This is a genomic window from Aquirufa nivalisilvae, from assembly GCF_004307455.1.
Taxonomy (GTDB): domain Bacteria; phylum Bacteroidota; class Bacteroidia; order Cytophagales; family Spirosomataceae; genus Aquirufa; species Aquirufa nivalisilvae.
In genome coordinates this window covers 559,601-581,548 of sequence record NZ_SEWX01000001.1, presented here as the reverse complement: position 1 = coordinate 581,548, position 21,948 = coordinate 559,601, and the positions used below count along the sequence as shown (strand labels likewise).

Here is a 21,948-nt window from a genome sequence, read left to right as displayed (position 1 = left end):
GTCAAGGTTTTGAACCTTGACAACGTTAAGAAAAAATTACTTTTTAGGCGCAGATATAACCCCTAAATACCGGCCCATCCAATAAGGTAAAAGCCAGATATCTCCTGCACTATGTTCTGATAAACCACTGCCTCCATTGCGGTCCATATTAAACTGATTGGCATTGTGGCGCATAATCGGTTTTTCATCTGGAGGTAATACTTCCTGTGTCGTTTGACGACGGAAATTATCAGCAACCTTCACAATATCTTTACGATGATTATTTTGAATTGCCCAGTCAATCATATCCATAGGATGCTCACGTAAATACCAGGCTGCTTCATTTAAATCGAATTGCTTGGTTCCTGTTAGAGCTGTAAAAATATTCCAAGCTCCTTCTTTCTCTGGACGCTCAATTTGCCAGTGATCTAAGATGGATTTTTTGAAATTCGCTTTCAAACTATCATTAAAAGCATAACGATACAATCCCCAATAACCCACAAAATACATTTCATCATCGGAGTGATTCCAACCATCTGACATGTTTTGAGCATGGGCATCTGCATCTTTTCCTGCTCTTCCTAATACACTAAATGGACGCATTAAGTTTTCATAATAGCCATATTTAGTCAATAACTCTAAGGCCTTTTGCTTATACTTTTCTTTCTTCGTAAAATGATATGCCGTTTGAAGCATAGAAGTAATATTGGAAGAATTCAATTTACGATCTCCCACATTCGTTGGGAAAGAATTGACATATTTTGGATTCCATTTTCCCCACATAGTTGGCTTTCCGTCAAAGTCGATCAGGTACATATCATTTTTCAAAATATGCGACATCAAGGTATCTATCAATACAATCGAACGCTTCTTTAAATCAGGATCATCGACCAACTCTGCCATAGCACCAAAAGCAAAAATATGCCCTATCACCTCATCACTACTAGTAGTAGATTTAAAGTCCCACTCTGTATCTGGTGATGGCTGCCAACGCTCTGGATCTGATAAACTAGAAATAAAACCACGACGCTCAAATGAACGAGCTGGGAATCCAGGAACTGGAGTTAATTTATATAATCGCTCCATGGCATCTAAAGACTCTCGACAATTTTGTAATGCTTCTGGATCTTTGGTCACTGCATATCGGAAAATTTCTCCTCCCAAATACATCGATGTCCAAAGTCCGTCATTGTCTGAATCAGCCAAATACCCTGTACTTAAATTACCTTTTTGAATCCCATCCAAAGATGCATTGAAGCCATTTCTAATGTGACGTTTTCTCACCTGCTCATCATAAAAAACTGCCTTGTCGTGCAAAGTCATTTTCTTAAAGCAGATTTGTCCCAATCCAGCGCTTGTTGTAACTAAAACTGAATTTTTAGGGCCTTCAGCAATGTGTTTCACGACATTACTTGGCAACCACCTTTCTCCATTATAATAATCAAATTTCCCGTCCTTCTTTAAAGCAAATGCCCCTTTGGTAGACCCAAACCAAATTTTATCTCCAATGGCTTTTATTGCTGTAATTTCTGTCCAAGGTAATTTTTGCTGCTTTTCTCCTACTTGTTTTGTGGATATATCATAAATCTGATACCCATCATTTCCTCCTACATAAACTTTTGGAGCATTTTCAAGCACATCAAAAGCGGTGAAAGGTCCACCACTTACTAATGTTGAAATACTTCCAGATGCTGGAGAAAATTGATACAATCCTTGTTTTCCCAAGATGAAATACGTCTGGCTAGATGCATGATATTTCATGTCCAACACTTGATCGCCTGACAAGTTTCCTTTGAACAATGTTTTGGAATCTTTCACCCAGTGAATACTGGTGCCATCTGAAATTAAAAAAGCAAAATCCTTTCCTCCAACTACTTGATTGGCCTTAGCTAATTCATGTTTAGAGTATATACTTCCAGCAAAAGCATGACTTAAAACCGCCTTATCATCCAATAAAACAAATTGCTTTTGATAAGATGTTAAGGCTGCCATTTTCTTAGGAGCACTTGTCCGGTATTTGGTATCTTTAATCAAAGAACCAGGGTACAAAAACTGCCCATCATGTGGTAAAAGAGTGCCAGTAGACCCAAACAATATGATATTACCATTTCTGTCTGAATAACTTGTACTTAAATCAATAGCCTGATCTTTGGAAAGGTAATATTTGACACTATAATCTTGCCAAAATGGGGTATCCTGATATACAGGTTGCTTGGCCTTATTTTGAGCCCAAGTTAAATGCGTGGCCAATAATAGACACACATATACTAACACATTTAATTTACTGATTTTCATTATATAGGTTTAGGTTTAAATTCACTACTCAGATTTGATTTTCTGCGGGTCTACCACCACATATTTGATGGATTTTTGATCTTTCTCTATGTGAGATGAATATGTAATATGCAATAGTCCATCAGGGCTCTGTGTCATACAAGGGTAAGAAAAACTACCTTTTCCGGGAGCTACATTTTCCAAATAAGTCTTCCACTTCCACGTTTTTCCTTCGTCATCAGATAAAAACAAGCCTATTCGGTATCTCCCATCGATGATGTCATTTCCCAAAAATGCCAAACGGCCGTCTTTCAGTACCAAAAGCTCGACACTAGCCGTGTTTGGAATATCAGTTTTAACGGATGGCGACCAGGTTTCTCCTTGATCAGCCGACTCACTCATATGCACTCGAGGAGGATTATCTCCACTATCACGTAAATAAGCTAACAAGTTTCCATTCTTCTTTTTTACAACGGCAGGTTGAATGGGTCCACGACCTACCAAAGGCAAGCTTGGTCTCCAGCTAGTTCCTTGATCATCTGAAATGGCCATCAATGAAAAATTGAATCCATCTGAATATAGAGGCAAAATAATACGTCCACTCTCTAAAATAAGTGGCTTAATGCGCGTCATCCAACCAAAGCTTCTTTTCACTGGATCTACACTTGCCTTGGAAATCATATCATCATATTTCGGCGCATATCCTGCCCAACCAATATGGTGCTCTGGCAATTGCTTTAATTTTTTACTCACCTCAGTAGCAAAATCATTCCCTGGCTTTAATAAAATATTATCCTGCCATTCCCAAACTGGCGCTCCTTCTTTAGAATAATTCATGGATGTCCGCACACGTAATACCGACTGCTCCCATTGATTGGCCTGAACGGCAATCCATACTAAGAATAGTTTATTTTCCTTATTAAGAAATAGAACTGGATTACAATCTGGAATATTAGGTGTGTCTGCCATTAAAAATGGTTCACTCCACTGGGAATCTCCCTTTTTAAGTCGGGATCCCATTAATTTAACATCATCTGCGGTCCTTTCCCCACTGCCATAAAACCAAACAGATAAGTAATCTCCATTCGGCAAACGAACCAAGCTACTTCCATGGACATGTTTGTCTTGTCCTGGAAAAATAAGCATCGATTTGACAATAGCTGTACTCTGTGCTAGCGATTGAAAAGACAACACTAGCAGGGCAATAATAATTTTTAAAAACTTCATGTGATTATTTTACTTTTTTACGACGCTCCATCAACTCTCTGAAAGTACTTAAGATTATACCTTCTTTCTCTATATAGGCTTTCAAATCTGGATGCATCATGGAGTTCATATCAGCTAAACGAGAACCTCCTGAACCACTGATAAACTTAAATTCTTCCGTAATATCGCTACTATGTACGATCAACATCGCCACGCCAGGTTTCATGTGTTCCAATTGGTAAATCCATTGATCTGCTTTGTATTTTCCCCATTCGGCAGGAGTTGCATTTCCTTCTGGCTTCCAATCTCCACTATCTGAATGTAAATCATCCAATACCGGTAATCCTGCTTTCCAAAGCATTTCACCAATCTTCTTAGATTCAGCAACTAAATCCGTCAAACCAAACTTAGCCGATGGTAAAGGCATGCCTTCTTTCCATTTACCCTCTGCTTTCATTTTTTTGATATAGGGCTTATTGACAGATTCAATCAACATTTTATTGTTACCCCCTGGGAACATCACAGGGATCCCTAATTCCATACCTACTTTTAAATAACGCTCTAAGAATGGAGGATAAGCAAACAAAGTTCCCATATGGGAATCAAGGTGCGTTGGTTTCCAACCCAAGCGAGTAGCACGTTCTATTTGAGCCCTAATTTCCTTTTCTACCTCATCAGGACTCGCATTTTTGATTACTTGTTCAACACTATGCCATAAACAACCATCACCATCACTTAACGTAGGTACTTGTTGAAAACCTGACAATGCCGGCCAACGGTAATCCTTCCATTCTGAAGTCAACGTTAAATGCAGACCAGCATCTAGATTAGGATGATTTTTCTGGATATAATGAATAAAACTAGCTGCCCATGGACATGGCATCATGATACTACAGGAAGTCGCCACGCCTTGTTCAATGGATTTATAAGCTCCTTGATTGGATGAATATGACATTCCGCAGTCATCCACGTGAAAAATAACTACTTTTTTCCCTTTAGGATAGCCTAATTTTTCTGCATATGTAGGTTCTAACTGCTGAGCCATGGCTAAAGTAGTCAAGATGCTTGTGGCAATAAATGCGCTTAAAAGTAGTCTTAGTTTTTTCATATTACAAAACACAAGGTTGTAAGGTTGATGGTTGATCCCAAAATTAGGTCAGCAATTTAAATCAATTCTGGAATAATAGATTATTTCGTTACTGGTTTGGGACTGGCTTGAATCAATTGCAATGCTTGATCCATGTAAATCTCTGCCGTCATTTCTCCTAAACTAGTTCTTGTAACATAATCATAGCGTTTAAAGCTATTAAAATCCACTTTAGCTAACATATAACCAAAGGCATCATTGGTTAGGCCAAACAAAAAGGGCAATTTGGTTGCCATGTGACGTTTGACATAATATCCTACATTGGGTAATGCTTCACCTGGTACCGTTAAAATTTGCGCTGGTCCAATGTTCAACAGATTTAATTGAGTACTGACCGTATTCGGTTTTGTGTATTCATATTTCAAAGGAGAATGAGTCAAAATATAACGCATGATTTCTGAATCCACAGGTAAATCAATCATTTTGGACGTACAATATATAGATGGAGAATCTAAAACAGGAGCTTTGTTAATAATTCGTAAAGCTTCATCCGCTAAAAGCTCTCCAATTCGGATGCATTCTTCCCAAGTATTGGCTTCTTTTTGATTACTTTGACCTTCTTTTCCGTATTCCAAACGGGTATCGGCAGTGACCATTCCACCTTGTGCTCCATTCATAAATAGAGCCACACCACCTGCTTGAGCTTCGATTCTATCGTACAGAGGTCCACATAAATCTGGACTTAATATTCCTCTACCGCTACCAATGACTTCCGGATGAATGGCATAATTAACTAAAGTAGCAATGGCCTTCCCTTGACGGGCACCCTTGGTGGCAATAGCTTGTATAACTCCACAGCGTGGGTCATATAAAGCTGGAGCATAATAATTATAAGCAATTTTACCTTTAGCTTCTTCCACATTTACTTTCAAAGCTGCTGGTTCTAATTTCGTAATGGCTTCGTTGACAGCATCAGCAATTTGCTGAACACAACGATCTAGGTATTTTAAATCGGCATAATTTTTCCCTGTGGCATCTGGAAATCCATAAGCATCAGGAGCGGAGTGTGTATGCGTAGCTCCAATTAAAATGTTCTCAGGTGCAATTCCTTTTATCAGTGCTCTGGATTTGTTTCCAAGGATGGATGACCAACCTAAGTTATCTACGTTAACAATGGCAAAACGGGTATTCCCCTGTTCAAAAACCATAGCTCGGGCATACAAATCCCCCTTTTTTTCAACACTTGGTTTGGGTGTACCAATACCTCCCGAAACTGGTAGTAAAGGATCTGGTGTAATTACTCGCACGGCTGCCCCTACCCGGAGGGTTTGAGCAGTCGCTTGAGTAAACAAACACAAGAATAAAAGTATGAAAAGGTTTAGAGGTGTATTTAATTTCATTGGTTAAACAGGATTAGAAAATCTAGCTTTTTGAAGGGCCTCCCGAAGGAGACCCCTTAAAAATCTTAATATGGCTTACCAGTTCCTTGGATAATCCAAGGCTTAGACCAAGCACTATTTTTGCCATCCGCTTGTGAGAAATTAGTTACTTCTAATTTATCTAAAGCAGCAGCTGTATTCTTAGAATTAATACGCAATTCATCCTGCATGTAATAGAAACGAACAGGAATAGCTTGACGTTTCGCTACCGGACCAGCTTTTAACTCTGGGAAACCTGTACGACGGAAGTCGAACCATGCCTCCGTAGCTGCAGTCCAGCTAGCAATCCATTTTTGCTCAATCACTTGTTTCACTGATCCATCAAAAGCAACACCAGCATTAGCTAGATAAGCTGTTGAATTAGAACCAACTCCCCAAGTAGATAAAGATGCTTTAACTCCATTTTCATAGAATGTCTTTGCATCACCAACTGCATATCCTTTTAAAGCAGCCTCCGCTAAGATGAAGTTAACTTCAGCCGCAGATACCAAACGAGCTTTCAACAATGGCCCAGAAGCATTCTTATACATAGGCGCTAAGAATGAAACGTGCGGGTTAAACGAAGTTTGACCTGGTGTTGGGTTCAAGTTGTACGCAGATGGTAGCTGAGAGAAAGAAGTAGGCAATCCTACGTAATCTGGGTCAGTATCAATTTTAGAACTACCCACTACATCTGGAGACAAATAACGCTTACCATCAACAATTTTATCCGTTTTAGCTGGAAGAGAAGCATCTAACACTAATGGAATTTCCACTTTAGCTGCCCAAACTCCTAAACGAGGATCTTTAACTCCTTGTAGATATTTAACAAATGTATTTGCCATTTTGATACGACGGTAGTTACTACCACTCACATCATATACTGCGTTAGCTGGCCAAGAAGTACCATCAGAAGTACCAGGGAATCCCATAGTAGCATCATCAGAGTTTGCCAAAATCACTGGATAGTTCGCTGGGTTTTTAGCAATTTTCTCAATTCCTGCTTTAGCGACATCCGGTTTCTTAGCAGAAATACGCATGTAATAACGTAAAGCTAATGAGTTAGCCAATTTACGCCATTTAGTAGGATCTCCAGAATAAATCACATCCACGTTATCAACGATGTTTGAGTACTCGCTTTTTTGCTTAGATAACAAGGTATTAGCCTTCTCTAAATCGGCTAAGATTCCCGTATAAATAACCTCTTGAGAATCATAAGCTGGTAAGATATTATCAGTTCCACCTACTTCTCCTTTCAAAGCATTTGTATATGGAGCATCACCCCAAAGGTCAGTAATCAAACCAAACATAAAGGCTTTATTTACTAAAGCAACTCCTTGTTGGAATTCCCAGTTTAAAGAAACTGCACGACTATAAAGTAAATCGTTGTTACGTAAAATCGCATAATAATCATTCCAACTTTGGTTTCCACCCCAATCGTAATCATTATGTCCAGATGACCAAGCATCCTTTTGTGTATGTTGAACCACACCCGCAATATCTTGATATCCAAGGTTTACATAAGTCTTAGACATTTCCGTTAAAACGGTAGGCATAACCAAGTTCGGATTTACAACCTCTGGCTGAACTCCGTTTGGATTTATATTCACTTTTGTCAAGTCTTCACAAGAGAAAAATACTCCAGTTAATAGGGTGAAGGCGACAGCTTTTATTAATCTTATTTTCATGATTTTAATGTTTTAAGGTGCTTTGATTAAAATGTCAAACCAAGTTTAAATCCAACTGGGATAACCCAAGGGGTAACATTATAGCGCTCAATTCCTTGCTTGAATTGGGTTCCTGCTTGAGCTCCAGACTGTGGTTGGAAAGCTGTTTCAGGGTCGATTCCAATTTTAGAAGCCGTCCATAAAATGATGTTACGACTGTAAACAGAGAAGTTAGCACTTTGCAAACCTAAGCTCTTAACAAAATTACTTGGTAGCTCATATCCTAAAGAGATCTCTCTCAACTTCACGAAAGAAGCATCGAATGTAGCTGCACGAGTAAAGCTCCAAGGGTAGTTATCACCATATGGTAAGATACGTGTATTAGGACCACCTAAGTTTTCCTCATATCCTGTGATATTTCCTTGTGCATCATATTTAGCAATTACACCTGGGTTAAATACACCGTTAGGATATGTTTTTCCACCATATTCAAAAGGATATCCACCGTACTCAGCAGTAGGTCCACCTACGATAGGGAAATAACCGTTTTTATTAATACGGATGAACTTATCTTCATTAGCAACTAAATAATTACGCAAAGCATCACCTGTCAAACCATTAGGATTAATCAAGTTGTCTAAGAAACGTTGAGATTTCAAGTCAGACTCGCTGTAACGATAAGTTTGAGAAACAAAATCTCCACCGTTTCTCCAGTCAAATGTCATATTTAAGCTAAAGTTCTTATATGATAAAGAAGTTTGTAAGCCTAAAATGAAATCTGGGTTGAAGTTACCAATCTTAGTACGTGTATTGCTCGCATTGACAGATTGCCAAGAACCATCAGTATCCAATATTGGATATCCATAATATTTCGATGACTTGTCTTTTACTGTTACAATTTCAGCATCGTAGATATCACCGATTTTATCTCCTACGTATGTCCATGCTCCACCTTTAGCATCTGTCCAAAGAGTATAGAAGCTCAATCCATCAGAAAGTTCTTTGATCGTTGTTTCGTTCTTGTAGAAGTTAGCCGTCAAATCCAATCTCCAACCATTCTTATCGATCGGTGTACCTCCAGCAGTTAATTCAATACCTTTAGATACTAACAAACCAGCGTTAATGTTCTTAGATGTAAAACCTGTAGAACCTGGAAGCGTAGTAGGAATGATTTGGTTACGATTTTCTACTGTATAATACGTACCTGAGAATCTTAAACGGTTTTTATACATCGTCAAATCAGCACCTAAATCATAAGAAGTAGAAATTTCAGGCTTCAAATCTGGCAATAAAATAGTTCCAGATTTTGCTAAACGAGTTAATGAACCCCAAGCTTCAGGATTTTGCAAGGTATTGATCAAAGTGTAAGGATTGGTATCATTACCTACTTGAGCTACACCTGCACGTACTTTTAATAAATCAATTTTATCATTTGGAATCGCAAATGCTTCATTCAACAAGACACTTAAAGAAGCCGATGGATAGAAGTATGATCTATTTTCAACTGGCAAAGTACTTGACCAGTCGTTACGAGCTGTTAAATCCAAATATACCATATCCTTGTATGATAAGTTGGCCATTCCGTAAGCACTATAAACTACTTTCTTCGTTTGGAAGCTGGTATAGTTAATATTTGTGTTAGCAATGTTTTGTAAAGTATACAAACCTGGGATAATCAAACCAGTTCCTCCTTTAGAAGAAGTACTTACATCAGAAGTTTTAGAACTTCTTGCATTACCACCAACTGAGAATGATAAATGGAAATCTTCTACTGGTTTAGTCCAAGTAGCTAAGAAATCCACATTACGCTCATAGCGATCTAAGTTAACGATACCGTAAGCACCATTTTTCTCCCCTGTATAAGACTTCGCAATTTTAGTCTCGCGAGTTTCACCATACGTATCCAAAGCATAACGAGCCATTAAGCTTAACTCTGGAGTAATTTGATAATCCATTTTCAAGTTACCAAATGCACGATTACGCTCAAATCCGTTTTTCACTTCATAAGCTAAGAACCATGGGTTATTAAAGTTTCCGATAGATTGTGACTTCTGTTGCAAACCTTCTTGACCTGGAACCCAGTAATCTTTCAAGTCCATGATGTTGATGTGTGGAGAAACCGCATAAGCCCACTGTAATGGGTTAGATCCTCTTTCACTTGCAGGACGATTGTTTGAGTTATTTCTACTCAAGTCAATGTTAGCGCTCAATTTCAATTTGTTCGACAATTTGAAAGAAGAAGCTGCTGATAATGAGTTCTTGAATAAATCTGAACCAGGAATAATTCCACGGCTAGTCATATTTGAATAAGTCAAACGATAATTAGCTACATCATTTCCATTAGTAACAGAAACACCGTTAGTTGTGGTGATACCTGTTTGAACAAAGTTTTTCACATTGTCTGCGTACGATTTCAACTCGGTAGGAATTTGTTTTCCATCTGCGCCTTTAGGGCTATTCCATTGAATCGCTTTGTAACCTTTATCCAACTCTGGTCCAATTCCTCCTGATGATCCTTCTTCAATACTTAAAATTCCACCTGGATACGGGTTATTGTCTGGAGTAAATGGAAGTACACCTGTTGCAAACTTCGAGTGCATTTTCAAAAACTTATAAGGATTATCAAATACGGTGTTCGAAGTAATGTTTACCGTCATTTTCTTCGCCTTTGAACCATTTTTAGTCGTGATTAATACAACACCGTTACCAGCACGTGAACCATAAAGAGCCGCAGCACTTGGTCCTTTCAATACCGATACGCTTTCTACGTTCTCTGGATTTAAGTCAGAGATTGCATTTCCATAATCCACACGGTTATCATTACCGATTTGACCTACGTTATTCAAGGAGTTAATTACAGGTACACCGTCAATCACAAACAAGGGCTGGTTGTCATTACTCAATGACTTAGCTCCACGAATGATCATACTGACAGATGAACCAGTACCACCAGTAGCATTGATACTCACACCAGCTACTTTACCAGATAATGAGTTCAATACGTTTTCATTCACAACGCGACTTAAATCTTTACCTGCTACTTTACCCACAGAGTATCCAAGTGATTTCTCTTCACGTTTGATACCCAAGGCAGTAACTACTACCTCATTTAATAAAGCAGTACTAGATGATAAAGAAACATCTACTACACTACGACTTCCGATACGAATATCTTGCGCATCAAAACCAACAAACGAAAATACTAAAACAGGATTCTGTCCGCTAACTTCAATGGAATAAGCTCCAGATGAATTAGTGGTTGTTCCTTTAGTGGTTCCTTTGAGTGAAATATTCACTCCTGGAAGTTCCGTACCATCCTGACTGGAAGTCACCTTTCCAGTGATCAGTCGGGACTGAGCGAAAGCAGCTGAATAGCACCCAGCTATCATGACCGCTACAAAGAGAAAATGCCGAAACATTTTTACTGTAAAATTTAATCTCATAATTAAATAGATTTGGTTGAAAAAGACTTTACTCAGTATTCAGGGTTAAAAATTTTAACAAAAAAATGCATTATAATGGTTGAATAATTAAATAAATTTGTCAAATAGCACAACTATTCTAGCATAATAGCTGCATTTCATCTAAATTGACAACTTTAATAATTCAATGAAGGCTCATTTACTTAAAGTTTCGAACCAACCACTACGTTCATTTAGTGTTAGAAGGGACATAGTTAATTACTTTTTTAACAAGTATCATTACCATCCGGAAATCGAATTGTTACTAATCGAAAAAGGGACTGGGACCCAGTTTGTGGGCGACAGTATTCAACGATTTCAAGACGGTGATTTACTGTTAATTGGATCAAATTGTCCGCACTATTTACGTAGTGATAACGTGTATTTTCAAGGGGACGAGGATTTAAAAGCCAGTGCTTTAGTCATCCACTTTAATCCAGATTTATTTGGAAATTCTTTTTTCAAGTTACACGAAAATCGTTTCGTTCTTCAATTACTAGAAGAAGCTAGAAAAGGAATTCGAATTCAAGGAGAAACTAAAAAACAAATAATTTGTCGGATGAACTCCATCCTAGACAATGAAAATGAAAACTTAGTTTTACACTTATATCAAATTCTTGATTTGCTATCTATGAGTAAGGAAAGAGAAATTCTTTCCATGGGTATCTTAGAGAATTCAACCAGTGAAAAAGAGACAGAACGCCTAAACTTAATTTACAATTATTCGGTCAAGCATTTCAAAAGAAAAATCAGCATCGATGAAATTGCCGGGATTGCCCATTTAAGCCCACTGTCTTTCTGTCGATATTTTAAAACCAAAACCAGAAAAAACTACGCCAGCTTCCTAAATGAAATTCGAGTAGAGTATGCCTGTAAGTTGATTAAAGAAAATCAATTTCTAGTGACTCAAATATGTTATGAATCTGGATTTAATAACTTTACCAACTTCAACAAAGCTTTTAAAAAAACCACAGGTAAAACTCCTTTTCAATATGCCAAGGAGTTTAATTAAAACCTCAATATGTTATTACCATTTTATCTAAACCTATCAAACAATGAACAACAAAAAATTAGTATTATCCTTACTTACAGTAGGGATGACATTCGGAACGGCATGGGCTATACGTGGACAGTTTGGACATGAGCATGGTGCCGCCTGGGCAGGAGCTATAGGATCTATGGCTATCATGCTGATAGCCAATCGACAAGACTGGTTTTCTAAAGCATTTCAAGTCATCGTTTCTGGAGCCATGGGCTGGGGAATCGGAGGTGTAATGAGCTATGGTATGGTCGTAGGCTATGGCCGAGATACAGAATTTGTCAATGTCTATTATGGCCTAATTTCTCTGTTTGTCATTGGTGGACTTTATGGATTCATCGGTGGAGGCTTATTTGGACTTAGCTTGTCAAACTCTAGCAAAAGTCCTGTTGCTTGGCCACAGCTCTTAGTAGAAATGGTAGTAGGCGCACTTTTGTTTTACTTTTTCATCATCCAACAATACGAATGGCTCATGACTCCCCCTAGGGATGAATCTTGGGCAGGAGTTTTAGGCATGGCTGCGGCACTCGCTTGGTTCATGTTTCGTACCAAACAATATTCTGCTTTACGTGTAGCGCTATTTGCTGGACTAGGTGGAGGTTTCGGATTTGCCTTTGGAAATTTCCTCCAAGTGTTAGGACATGTTTCCGAAATTAAATTCAACTTCTGGAATGTCATGGAATATTCATTAGGTTTCTTTGGCGGCATCGGAATGGCCTATGGAACTTTTACTTCGCATTGGGAAGATACTACGGAAGAAAAGTATTCCAAACAGTGGTTTCCTATACTTATGTTGGTGCTGATTATTCCTTTTACTATGTGGCAACAAAATTTCCGCATGGACCGTTTAGAAAAAACCATCACACCTTTACTCAATGCCTCTGATCAAGCCATAGAACTCTCTGTTCGCTGGGACTCTCTATTATTGGTACTTTTTGCAGGAATCTATTGGCTCAATGTTCATGCTAAATCTAAATCCTTAGGTTATGGGGATATCAAAAAATTCTTCATTGGCCATTTTGGACTTTATATGTTATTGAGCATACTCGTCACTGGAGCATTTTTAAGCACCTACCGCATTGAACAGTATTTATACATCGTAAATTTTGTCATTATCTTATACCTTCTCACACAGGTGGAAGTCGACTTTGAAAATCAGCTGATTTCTTGGAATACTTATGCCAAAAATTTCGGAATTGTCTTGGCCTTCATCGCGGTTTTAGCCTATGTAGCTGCAAGCTCACACGATGAAATTAAAGGTTCCCACAAAAGATTTGGAGAAGTAATTCCACTAGAAACTCCCAAACCATAACATGAAAAAAATACATCCCTTTCTTTTTGGAATTGCTCTCTTGGGGGCTATTCCTTCCTTTTCACAAAATTTCAATTGGCCACAAGGCAAAAAAATGGCCTTGAGCCTTAGCTTTGATGACGCCCGAGGGAGTCAAGTCACGCAGGGAACTCCACTACTCAACCAGTATGGAGTTAAAGCCACTTTCTTCCTCAACCCAGGTGCCATGGAAAAAAACCTAGCTGGCTGGAAAAAAGCAGTTGCCGCTGGTCATGAAATAGGAAACCATAGTACATCTCACCCTTGTACTGGAATTTTTACTTGGTCTAGAAGTAATGCATTAGAAAACTATACCATGGAAAAAATGGAGAAGGATATTCTGGATTGTAACACATCCATTGAAAAAAACCTAGGAGTGAAAGCCGAAGTATTTGCCTATCCATGTGGACAAACCTTTATAGGAAATGCCACTCAAACTCAAAGTTATGTCCCCTTGATTGCTAAGCATTTTTTACTCGGAAGAGTATGGAAAAGTGAGGCGCCAAATGACCCTAACTACCATAATTTTGCCCAATTGACGGGCATTGAAATGGATGGTCAAGATTTTGAGCAAATCTTACCTTTGATTGAAGAAGCACGAAATTCGGGGAAATGGCTTGTTTTAGCTGGTCATGAAATGAATGAGTCGGGCAATCAAACCACCCGACTCAGTATGCTCAAAAAACTAATGGAATATGCCAATAATCCAGCCAATGGTATTTGGATAGCTCCCATGGGAACAGTGGCCAAATACATTCAATCTCGTTAAACTAAAGGAGCAAAATCCAGGTTTTTTACCATCGGTAATTTCAAATAATCTTGAATTAATTGATCCAATGCAGAGGTTTCCTTCGGCGTTAAATGACCCACTTCACGGCGGGTAGCTAAACGAATAGGGAAGCCTCTTTTTTGTAATACATATTTTGCACTGGTTGGATAAACCGTATGCATTACATCCATATTATCAATAAAGAACTTTTGCACGGTTGCCACTTGATCTTCTTTCCCTGGAGCATTGAAGTTGGCACATAGCCAAGCAATCAATTCAGGAAAATAATTCCCTTGAATACACGATAAGCCCATGGCTCCGGCCTTCAATACCGACACAGCATGACCCATATAGGCATCATATAAGCCAAAGTTGTAGCCTTGAGCTGTACGAATTCGCAAAGCCACTTTCGCTAAATCTAAGGATGTATCTTTATGATAAACTAGTCGCCCAGAAGGCAATAGATCTTCTAACACTTCTTGACTAATCAAACGTTTGTACGGTACTGGGCATTCGTATATACCAAACGGGATACCCGGTGTCAAATCCATGAAATGGTGCATATGCTTTAAAAACTCCGCATCAGACTCATCTTCCTTGACCATCAAGTTATTCAATACAATAACGGCATCTACTCCCAAGGCATAAATGGCTCTAGAAAAATCTGCCATTTCCTCTATACTATCTCCTAGTGTACCAGTAGCCACCACAGGAACTCGTCCCGCTGCCGTTTTCACTACTGTTTCTATTAAACTCAATCGTTCAGCTCGAGATAATTCATACATTTCACTCGACAAACAATTGGCAAATAAACCAACTGAACCTGTCTGGATATACATTTCCGTTAAACGGGCTATTCCTTCTAAATCTAAAGAATGATCTTCTTTAAAGGTACTTATCATCACGGGTACGAAACCCTTTGGTAATTTCTGCTGCATCATTTTTACTATTTACTAATCAATTTTTGAACAAGGCGACCAATTAATACAATGGAAATGGTTCCTAGTACTACGGTCATTTTAGAATCAAATGGACTCTGATAAGCCTCTGGAAAGCTATCTTTAAAGGATATCCAAGCAATGATGGCTACACCTGCTATGGCACCAATTTTGGCAGCCAAGTTTTCCACTTTCTTGGATAAGAATCCCAACAAGAATATCCCCAGCATACCACCAGCGAAAATTCCTGATAATTTCCACCAAACATCTAAGAGGCTTTTAACTCCAATCATGCTAATTCCAAAGGTGATACCAAGCAAGCCCATAATCACTGTGGCAATATGCAAGACTTTCAATTGCTTAGCTGCTGGTAAATCCTTTTGAACATACCGTAAATAAATATCCTTAAGAAAAACGGTTGCCGAACTATTCATTCCACTACTCATGGTACTCATAGCTGCCGACAATAGCGCTGCCATCAATAAGCCTAATAAGCCTTTTGGAATCTGAGTCTTCATGAAAAATGGCAAAACTCGGTCGCCATAATCAGATGGTTTTAAAGCATCTATCGCAATACTTTTTTCTGCAGAAACCTGTTGCTTCAATTCTAAAATCAAGGCTGGGTTTTCCATATAAAAAGTATAAAGCGCTGTCCCGATAAAGAAGAATAAACAAGAAACAGGAACGAAATAAACCACGCATAGCCAAATACTTTTAGCCGCCTCTTTGGCGTCTTTCGCAGTATGATATCGTTGAATATAATTTTGATCAATTCCGAAATTGGTCAAATTAATAAAGAAGCCATACATCAAAACCACCCATACGGAGCTCGTACTAAAATCAGGGTTAAAACTTCCTAAGCTAAATTTATCATCACGAATACCGACTTCAATGACTTTTGAAAAACCCGTTTGATGAACAATGATCCCCACAATCATGAGAGCACCCATCGTCTTCAAAATAGCCTGTATTACCTCCGTCCAGATGACCGCTTCCATACCACCTAAAACGGTATAAAATATGATACATAAACCCGAAACGATAATAATCAAACGCATATCCACGCCTGTTAGAGCATTGATAGTTAGAGCTATACCATAAAAGATAGTCCCCATCCTGGCCAATTGGGTCATGATAAAACAGACCATAGCATAGGTACGAGCCCATGCTCCAAAGCGTTTTTCTAAATGCGTATATGCACTAACTTCTCCCGAGTTTCGATAAAAGGGAACGAAATACTTCGTAGATACCCAAGCCGCAAAGGGTATAGATAAACTAAAAACAAAAGGATTCCAGTTAGAGCCAAATGATTTCCCAGGATCTCCTAAAAAAGTAATCGCACTTAAAAATGTAGCATAAAAGCTCAATCCTAATGCCCAGCCAGGAATTTGACCAGAGGCTGTAGTAAATTGCTCGGAACTATTATTTTTCCTAGAAAAATAAATACCTATAGCCACCATGCAGAGTAAATATACAACGATGATGCTAAGATCAAGAACAGGTAGAGTCATATTATAAGGTGATCACAACGTGCTTAATCTTCTCTCTCTTCCAAGTATAGGTAATATGTATTTTACCATCTTTCGTTTGGATCACTGCTGGATAGGAGAATTCCGCCTTGGGCTCTTTTTCCAATACGGCTAGTTCTTTCCAAGTTTTACCATCCGATGAGATTGCCACATTAAGTGGAGAACGTTTCCCTCCCCATTCTTGTGATTCTTTGGTCACATGATTGTAAATCAACACTTGGCGACCATCCTTTAATGTAACCGCATCTGTACCCGAATTTGGGTTTGGAAGAGAAGTAGCTTTTAAAGGTGACCATGTTTTGCCCTGATCAGAAGAAAAAGATTCTAGAATGTACCCATTCTTACTGCGACAAAGAATTTGTAAACGTCCGTCTTTTAAGAATAACACACTTGGTTGAATAGCTGAAAACTCTTTTCCATCATTAATGGCTTCTGTGCGGGACCAAGTACGACCACCATCTTTTGTCATTTCAAAATGTAAACGCCAGCCATTGTCTTCTGAGCTAGTAGGACAAAGTAAAGTGCCATCTTTTAGCATTACTGGCTTATTTTTGATGGGACCTAAGATTCCTAATGGAAGTCTTTCAGTATTTGACCATGTTTTTCCACCGTCTTTGGAACGCTTAATCATGCCCCACCAATCTTGCGGAGTTGGGCCTTCTTTATAAAATAATAATAGTTCCCCTCCTTTAGAAGCTGGCATTTGGAATAAAACTGGATTCCAAAGTGGATAACGAATGGTACTGTTCTGAACACCATTGGCCACCTCCACTGGAGCTGTCCATTTGCCATTCACCATTCTACTCACCCAAATTCCAACATCGGGGTGACGCTCTTCTGTGCCTCCAAACCAGGCCGTAACTAAACCTGTGGGAGTCTCTTCAATGGTTGAAGCGTGGCACGAGGGAAATGGTGCCTTCTCATAAATAAATTCTGAGCTTGTAATTTGCGCGAAAGCTCCTTGACCTAGCACCATCAGTGCTAGTATATACAAAATTTTCATAGTTAAATAGGTTCAATGGAAAGCGAAATTACACTATTTATGAGAAAATCATCCTTTTTGCCCAAAGTTTTGAAAAAAAAGAGTCTTCCATGTTTGATTTCAATTTTTCACAAATCCCCCATGTGGCCCTAAAACGCATACTTAAAGGACATCCTTAATTTGAATACCTGATAAAATCTGAAAGCCATTTATATGTAATATCTTCTTCTCTCCTTCTGTTTTATTACTTAAAGTGGTTCGTTTATCTTCAAAACCTGCCAATAAAGTTGTGTAATGCTGCCTAATTTCCCAATGTTCTGGAACAAACAACGTGGCCCCTCCCATGATTTGAGTAATCTCAATGCTGATCGAATCTCCTTCAAATGCAACTTGGCTAAAGTCCAACTCTAAGCCTGCTACTATGTTTGTTATGTTGGCTCCTTTAAACTCTTTACTGGTCGCCTGAATGGTCGTTGAATTAAATACGTTGGATATAGCAATAAAGGGGGCATCATTCAAAGAAAAATTGACAGTCGATTGGCTGGAAGAGCCTCCCCAGTTTCCCATAGGCGGGCCCCATGGTGCTTGACCTTTTTTGCGGTTCGACTTCTGAATCATAGAAATCCCGATAATTATGAAAACGATGGGTAGTGTATATTCAAATATATCAACATCCATAAATTCTCGATCCACCAAGAAAACCCCACCAATTAATACTGGCCAAATCCAGTTATTCCTCTGAAAAGAACTACTAATTCCAGAAACAAGCCCAATGACAATCAACAAAACGGGCCAAGTAAATATCCAATCAGGTAATTCAAGCCAATCTGCTTGGCGAATTAAAAATACGATTCCAACCAAAAGAAAAACAATGCCAACGGAACCGCTTGATTTTGAAGTAGATTTTTTGCTCATGAGTATAGGGTATAAATTTATCCTTCAATTAAAGAAAAAGGTCAAATGGCTTCATCAACTTTGGGATAAACGGAGAAACAACCTAGGTGAATTGTAAAAATCGCCCGTTCACGTATTTCCAAAGACCTGCAAAAGACAACTATTTATACATCTTAATAATAAAATCTAGCATATTGATTAAATTCTCTTTTTAGATCGTTTTTGAGATACTTCGAAACCTAATAAATACGCTAACTTGCGTTAACTAAACCTATCAAACATTATGCGTAATATTATACTCCTATGTCTTTGTCTAAGCGTTCTCGCTTGTTCGACAGAGAAAAAGAATATTCCTACACTTTCCAAAGAACACCAAAAAGCCTTAGATGATTTTCAAATCATGGATGGTTTTGAGATTGAAATGGTGGCTGCTGAGCCGCTAGTAGCCGACCCTGTAGCCATGGAAATAGATGAAGATGGCAACTGGTTTGTATTAGAAATGCCGGGTTATCCTTTGGACTTAAGTAAGACTGGGCAAGTTCGCAAACTCATGGATACGAATGGGGATGGTTATCCCGACAAATCGGAGGTTTTTGTGGATAGTTTGACCCTACCCATGGGAATTATGAAATGGAAAAAAGGAATCATCGTAGCAGATGCCCCTAATATCCTATACTTTGAAGATACCAATGGCGACAATAAAGCGGATAAAAGAGAAGTTATTTTAACTGGCTTCTCCTTGTCTAACCCTCAGCATAATATGAATACGCCTAAATTTGGTCTAGACAACTGGATTTATTTAGGCCATTCTGGATCCATCAATTCCTTCGCCTATGAATATCTTTTTGGCGATAAAGGAAGTGATATCCGCTACCCGGCCAATCCTAAGGCAAACATCCTTCCCAAAAACGGAAATGGGCGCAATGTTCGATTTAAACCCGATAGTTTCGGACTGGAATCCATGTCTGGAGAAACTCAATATGGGCACACATTTGACCCATGGGGGCACCGTTTTTACACCGATAATGCCGATCACCTCTACCATGAAGTATTGGATGCTCGCTATACCAGCACCAATCCCAATTTAGTCATTCCTGAAGCCATGGAAAAAATCCCTGATCATGGTGACGCTTGTGAGGTATATCCTATTTCGGAAAATCCCAATCATCAATTGTTAACAGATGTGGGGGTGGTGACATCTAGCTGTGGTATCACTTGGTATGATGGAGGAGCATTTGGTAAAGATTTTAGTCAAGTGACGTTTGTGGGAGAGCCCGTACACAATTTGGTCCATGCCGATATCATTGAATCCAAAGGCTCAACCTTTTCTGGTAAAAGACTTTTAGAGAAAAAAGAGTTTTTAGCTTCCAAAGACCCTTGGTTTAGACCTGTCAATTTTTATGTTGGACCCGATGGTGCTTTATATGTGATTGATTATTACCGACAATTAATCGAACATCCTGAATGGATGTCTGAAGAGGTAAATAAAAGTGGGGCCCTATACAATGGAAAGACCAAAGGGCGTATTTATCGAATCACGAAAAAAGGAAGTGCCGGAATGAATTGGATGAATGAAACTCATTTATCGAAAGAATCTTCCGAAAAGCTAGTTGAACTACTACAATCAGACAATGGTTGGTTCCGGAAAACCGCACAACGTTTATTGTTCCATCGTAAAGACGTGTCTGTTGCTCCTGCATTGAAAGAAATTATCGCCAAGAAGGAAGCAGAAGCCAGTGTTCCTGCCTTATGGCTATTGTCGGACTGGGGCAAATTGACCCCAGAAGACTTGGTCTCAGCTTTAGAAAATAAGACAGCAGGAGTGCGTGAAAATGCCCTAAAAATTGCCGATCACCAATGGAGTTTACCTGCCTTTGCTTCAAACAAAGAACTTACCCAATCACTTATACAAACAGCCAAAGACACGGATGCCCGTGTACGTTTTCAATGGTTATGTTCATCTGCCTTTTTTACTTTTCCTGAAGCTGTAGCTCTAAGAAGCAACATCCTGAATCAAGACATTGATGACCACTGGGTAGGAGTAGCAGCCATTGCAGCATCCAAAGGATCCGAGATGAGTTTATTAAAAGGTGCCATTACACATTTTGGGAATAAGCCTTCGGAGGGCAAAGAAAATTTCTTTGCCTATGTTGCTGCTGCATTAATGAAAAAGCAAGATGTTAGTTTCTTGCCATTAACCAGTGATGCCCAAGTCAGTAACGATTGGTGGCAAGCCGCTTTATTAAAAGGCCTTGCTAATTATGCGGAATATGCTGAAAAGAAAATTAGCTTAGACGAAAATCAAAAAAATGCGCTGGCTAAATCCTTCTTGATTTCTCCAGATACGAAAATGCGCCATGCCATCATTGGAGTATTTAAAGCAGTAGGTTTACCAACTGACAAGACTTTTGCTAAACAAGTTTTTGCCAAATTTTCGGGTAGTCAAGATGCCAAATTTCAAGAGGATGCCTTGGCCCTGTTAACCTTACAAAAGGACCCAGCATTCACGAGCAAATTAATTGCGTTCATTCGTTCTTCTACCAGTGAATCCATTCAATTGGCCAGTATTAAAGCTTTGCCGAATCAGATTTCAGCACAAGAAATGGCTCAGATTAATCAGGTATACCAACAAATGAAAATGCCTTCTCGAAAGGCTTGGATTCGCTACCAAGTTGTAAATGAAAAATTCATGATTCCCCTGTTGAAGGAAATTGCGAATAAAAATATCCCAAAAACAGATTTAGAATGGCCACAATTTGTCGAATTGATGAATTCATATGATGCCAATATCCGGAAATTAGCCCGTGAAGTATTAGCCATCAGCGAGGATAGAAAAGCCGTATTACAGAATTATTTACCCGCTGCAGACATGGCAGGAAATGCAGCAAAAGGAAAGGAAATATTTAAGACAAACTGTACCGCGTGTCATCAAATCAAGGGCGTAACGGGTGTTTCTTTTGGACCGGATTTATCTACCTTAAAAAGCAGAAATGCGCTATCCATCATCACTGAAATCATCAATCCAAATAATTCCATTGCAGATAAATATGGTAACTGGGATTTACAGCTTTCAGATGGGACAAGGCTTTCGGGAATTATTACTTCTGAAAACGATAATTCGCTAAGCTTGAAACAAATGGGCGGAACTGTTCAAACCATTGAGAAATACTTAATAAAATCAAGAGTGTCTTCCAAGGTTTCTGCCATGCCAAATGGCTTAGATGCCAATATCAAATTGCAAGATATGGCTGATTTGGTGGCATTTATCAAAGGAATTTAATGCTTAAAATTGTTAGGGTTGCCAGCGTTTGGAACGCTGTCAACCCTGTTACAAAAACAAAATAATCGAATTTTTTATTCAAGAATCTGATATAT

Annotated in this window: 14 protein-coding genes; 4 read left to right on the top strand and 10 right to left on the bottom strand. The window is 38.8% G+C overall.

Translation table 11 applies throughout. The features are described from left to right. Positions 1-36: 36 nt before the first annotated feature. From EWU22_RS02585 to EWU22_RS02560, 6 genes are all read right to left on the bottom strand, one after another. A complete protein-coding gene (locus EWU22_RS02585) occupies positions 37-2,274 on the bottom strand; it encodes a hypothetical protein (RefSeq protein WP_130924285.1) in 2,238 nt (745 codons plus the stop codon). 24 nt (positions 2,275-2,298) lie between these two features. Continuing rightward, positions 2,299-3,480, bottom strand: a complete 1,182-nt coding sequence (locus EWU22_RS02580; RefSeq protein WP_130924284.1) for a sialidase family protein — start codon at positions 3,478-3,480, stop codon at positions 2,299-2,301. A gap of 4 nt (positions 3,481-3,484) precedes the next feature. Then, on the bottom strand, positions 3,485-4,567 hold the full coding sequence (locus tag EWU22_RS02575; RefSeq protein ID WP_109321824.1) for a polysaccharide deacetylase family protein: 1,083 nt from the start codon (positions 4,565-4,567) through the stop codon (positions 3,485-3,487). An 80-nt stretch (positions 4,568-4,647) separates the two neighbouring features. Further along, a complete protein-coding gene (locus EWU22_RS02570; protein WP_130924283.1) occupies positions 4,648-5,946 on the bottom strand; it encodes a hypothetical protein in 1,299 nt (432 codons plus the stop codon). Between the two features lie 65 nt (positions 5,947-6,011). After that, a complete protein-coding gene (locus tag EWU22_RS02565; protein ID WP_109321822.1) occupies positions 6,012-7,652 on the bottom strand; it encodes a SusD/RagB family nutrient-binding outer membrane lipoprotein in 1,641 nt (546 codons plus the stop codon). Positions 7,653-7,678: 26 nt separating this feature from the next. Continuing rightward, on the bottom strand, positions 7,679-11,074 hold the full coding sequence (locus EWU22_RS02560; RefSeq protein ID WP_231962617.1) for a SusC/RagA family TonB-linked outer membrane protein: 3,396 nt from the start codon (positions 11,072-11,074) through the stop codon (positions 7,679-7,681). 166 nt (positions 11,075-11,240) lie between these two features. On the opposite strand from EWU22_RS02560, the gene EWU22_RS02555 reads away from it, so the two are divergent. Genes EWU22_RS02555 through EWU22_RS02545 form a run of 3 tightly spaced genes read left to right on the top strand, consistent with a single transcriptional unit; the run spans position 11,241 to position 14,230 of the window. After that, a complete protein-coding gene (locus EWU22_RS02555; RefSeq protein WP_109321821.1) occupies positions 11,241-12,104 on the top strand; it encodes an AraC family transcriptional regulator in 864 nt (287 codons plus the stop codon). A gap of 43 nt (positions 12,105-12,147) precedes the next feature. Then, a complete protein-coding gene (locus EWU22_RS02550; RefSeq protein ID WP_130924282.1) occupies positions 12,148-13,443 on the top strand; it encodes a hypothetical protein in 1,296 nt (431 codons plus the stop codon). A gap of 1 nt (position 13,444) precedes the next feature. Continuing rightward, the gene (locus tag EWU22_RS02545; RefSeq protein ID WP_130924281.1) at positions 13,445-14,230 is read left to right on the top strand and encodes a polysaccharide deacetylase family protein; all 786 of its coding nucleotides are present in this window, start codon (positions 13,445-13,447) and stop codon (positions 14,228-14,230) included. Here EWU22_RS02545 and EWU22_RS02540 read toward each other — a convergent pair. From EWU22_RS02540 to EWU22_RS02525, 4 genes are all read right to left on the bottom strand, one after another. Beyond that, complete coding sequence (locus EWU22_RS02540; RefSeq protein WP_317127078.1) at positions 14,227-15,171, bottom strand: dihydrodipicolinate synthase family protein; 945 nt, start codon at positions 15,169-15,171, stop codon at positions 14,227-14,229. The two genes, EWU22_RS02545 and EWU22_RS02540, sit on opposite strands and share 4 nt — an antisense overlap. 5 nt (positions 15,172-15,176) lie before the next feature. After that, entirely contained in the window at positions 15,177-16,679 is a 1,503-nt protein-coding gene (locus EWU22_RS02535) for a sodium:solute symporter (protein ID WP_130924280.1), read from the bottom strand. Position 16,680: 1 nt separating this feature from the next. Beyond that, a complete protein-coding gene (locus EWU22_RS02530) occupies positions 16,681-17,700 on the bottom strand; it encodes a sialidase family protein (protein ID WP_109321817.1) in 1,020 nt (339 codons plus the stop codon). A gap of 141 nt (positions 17,701-17,841) precedes the next feature. After that, the gene (locus EWU22_RS02525) at positions 17,842-18,594 is read right to left on the bottom strand and encodes a LiaF transmembrane domain-containing protein (RefSeq protein ID WP_130924279.1); all 753 of its coding nucleotides are present in this window, start codon (positions 18,592-18,594) and stop codon (positions 17,842-17,844) included. A gap of 262 nt (positions 18,595-18,856) precedes the next feature. Here EWU22_RS02525 and EWU22_RS02520 point away from each other — a divergent pair, with 262 nt between their 5' ends. Beyond that, a complete protein-coding gene (locus tag EWU22_RS02520) occupies positions 18,857-21,853 on the top strand; it encodes a PVC-type heme-binding CxxCH protein (RefSeq protein ID WP_130924278.1) in 2,997 nt (998 codons plus the stop codon). Positions 21,854-21,948: the final 95 nt, after the last annotated feature.

Bases quoted from the DNA above. Each gene is read 5' to 3' on its own strand.
- EWU22_RS02585 (WP_130924285.1), bottom strand. From the start codon at position 2,274: ATGAAAATCAGTAAATTAAATGTGTTAGTATATGTGTGTCTATTATTG.
- EWU22_RS02580 (WP_130924284.1), bottom strand. From the start codon at position 3,480: ATGAAGTTTTTAAAAATTATTATTGCCCTGCTAGTGTTGTCTTTTCAA.
- EWU22_RS02575 (WP_109321824.1), bottom strand. From the start codon at position 4,567: ATGAAAAAACTAAGACTACTTTTAAGCGCATTTATTGCCACAAGCATC.
- EWU22_RS02570 (WP_130924283.1), bottom strand. From the start codon at position 5,946: ATGAAATTAAATACACCTCTAAACCTTTTCATACTTTTATTCTTGTGT.
- EWU22_RS02565 (WP_109321822.1), bottom strand. From the start codon at position 7,652: ATGAAAATAAGATTAATAAAAGCTGTCGCCTTCACCCTATTAACTGGA.
- EWU22_RS02560 (WP_231962617.1), bottom strand. From the start codon at position 11,074: ATGAGATTAAATTTTACAGTAAAAATGTTTCGGCATTTTCTCTTTGTA.
- EWU22_RS02555 (WP_109321821.1), top strand. From the start codon at position 11,241: ATGAAGGCTCATTTACTTAAAGTTTCGAACCAACCACTACGTTCATTT.
- EWU22_RS02550 (WP_130924282.1), top strand. From the start codon at position 12,148: ATGAACAACAAAAAATTAGTATTATCCTTACTTACAGTAGGGATGACA.
- EWU22_RS02545 (WP_130924281.1), top strand. From the start codon at position 13,445: ATGAAAAAAATACATCCCTTTCTTTTTGGAATTGCTCTCTTGGGGGCT.
- EWU22_RS02540 (WP_317127078.1), bottom strand. From the start codon at position 15,171: ATGATGCAGCAGAAATTACCAAAGGGTTTCGTACCCGTGATGATAAGT.
- EWU22_RS02535 (WP_130924280.1), bottom strand. From the start codon at position 16,679: ATGACTCTACCTGTTCTTGATCTTAGCATCATCGTTGTATATTTACTC.
- EWU22_RS02530 (WP_109321817.1), bottom strand. From the start codon at position 17,700: ATGAAAATTTTGTATATACTAGCACTGATGGTGCTAGGTCAAGGAGCT.
- EWU22_RS02525 (WP_130924279.1), bottom strand. From the start codon at position 18,594: ATGAGCAAAAAATCTACTTCAAAATCAAGCGGTTCCGTTGGCATTGTT.
- EWU22_RS02520 (WP_130924278.1), top strand. From the start codon at position 18,857: ATGCGTAATATTATACTCCTATGTCTTTGTCTAAGCGTTCTCGCTTGT.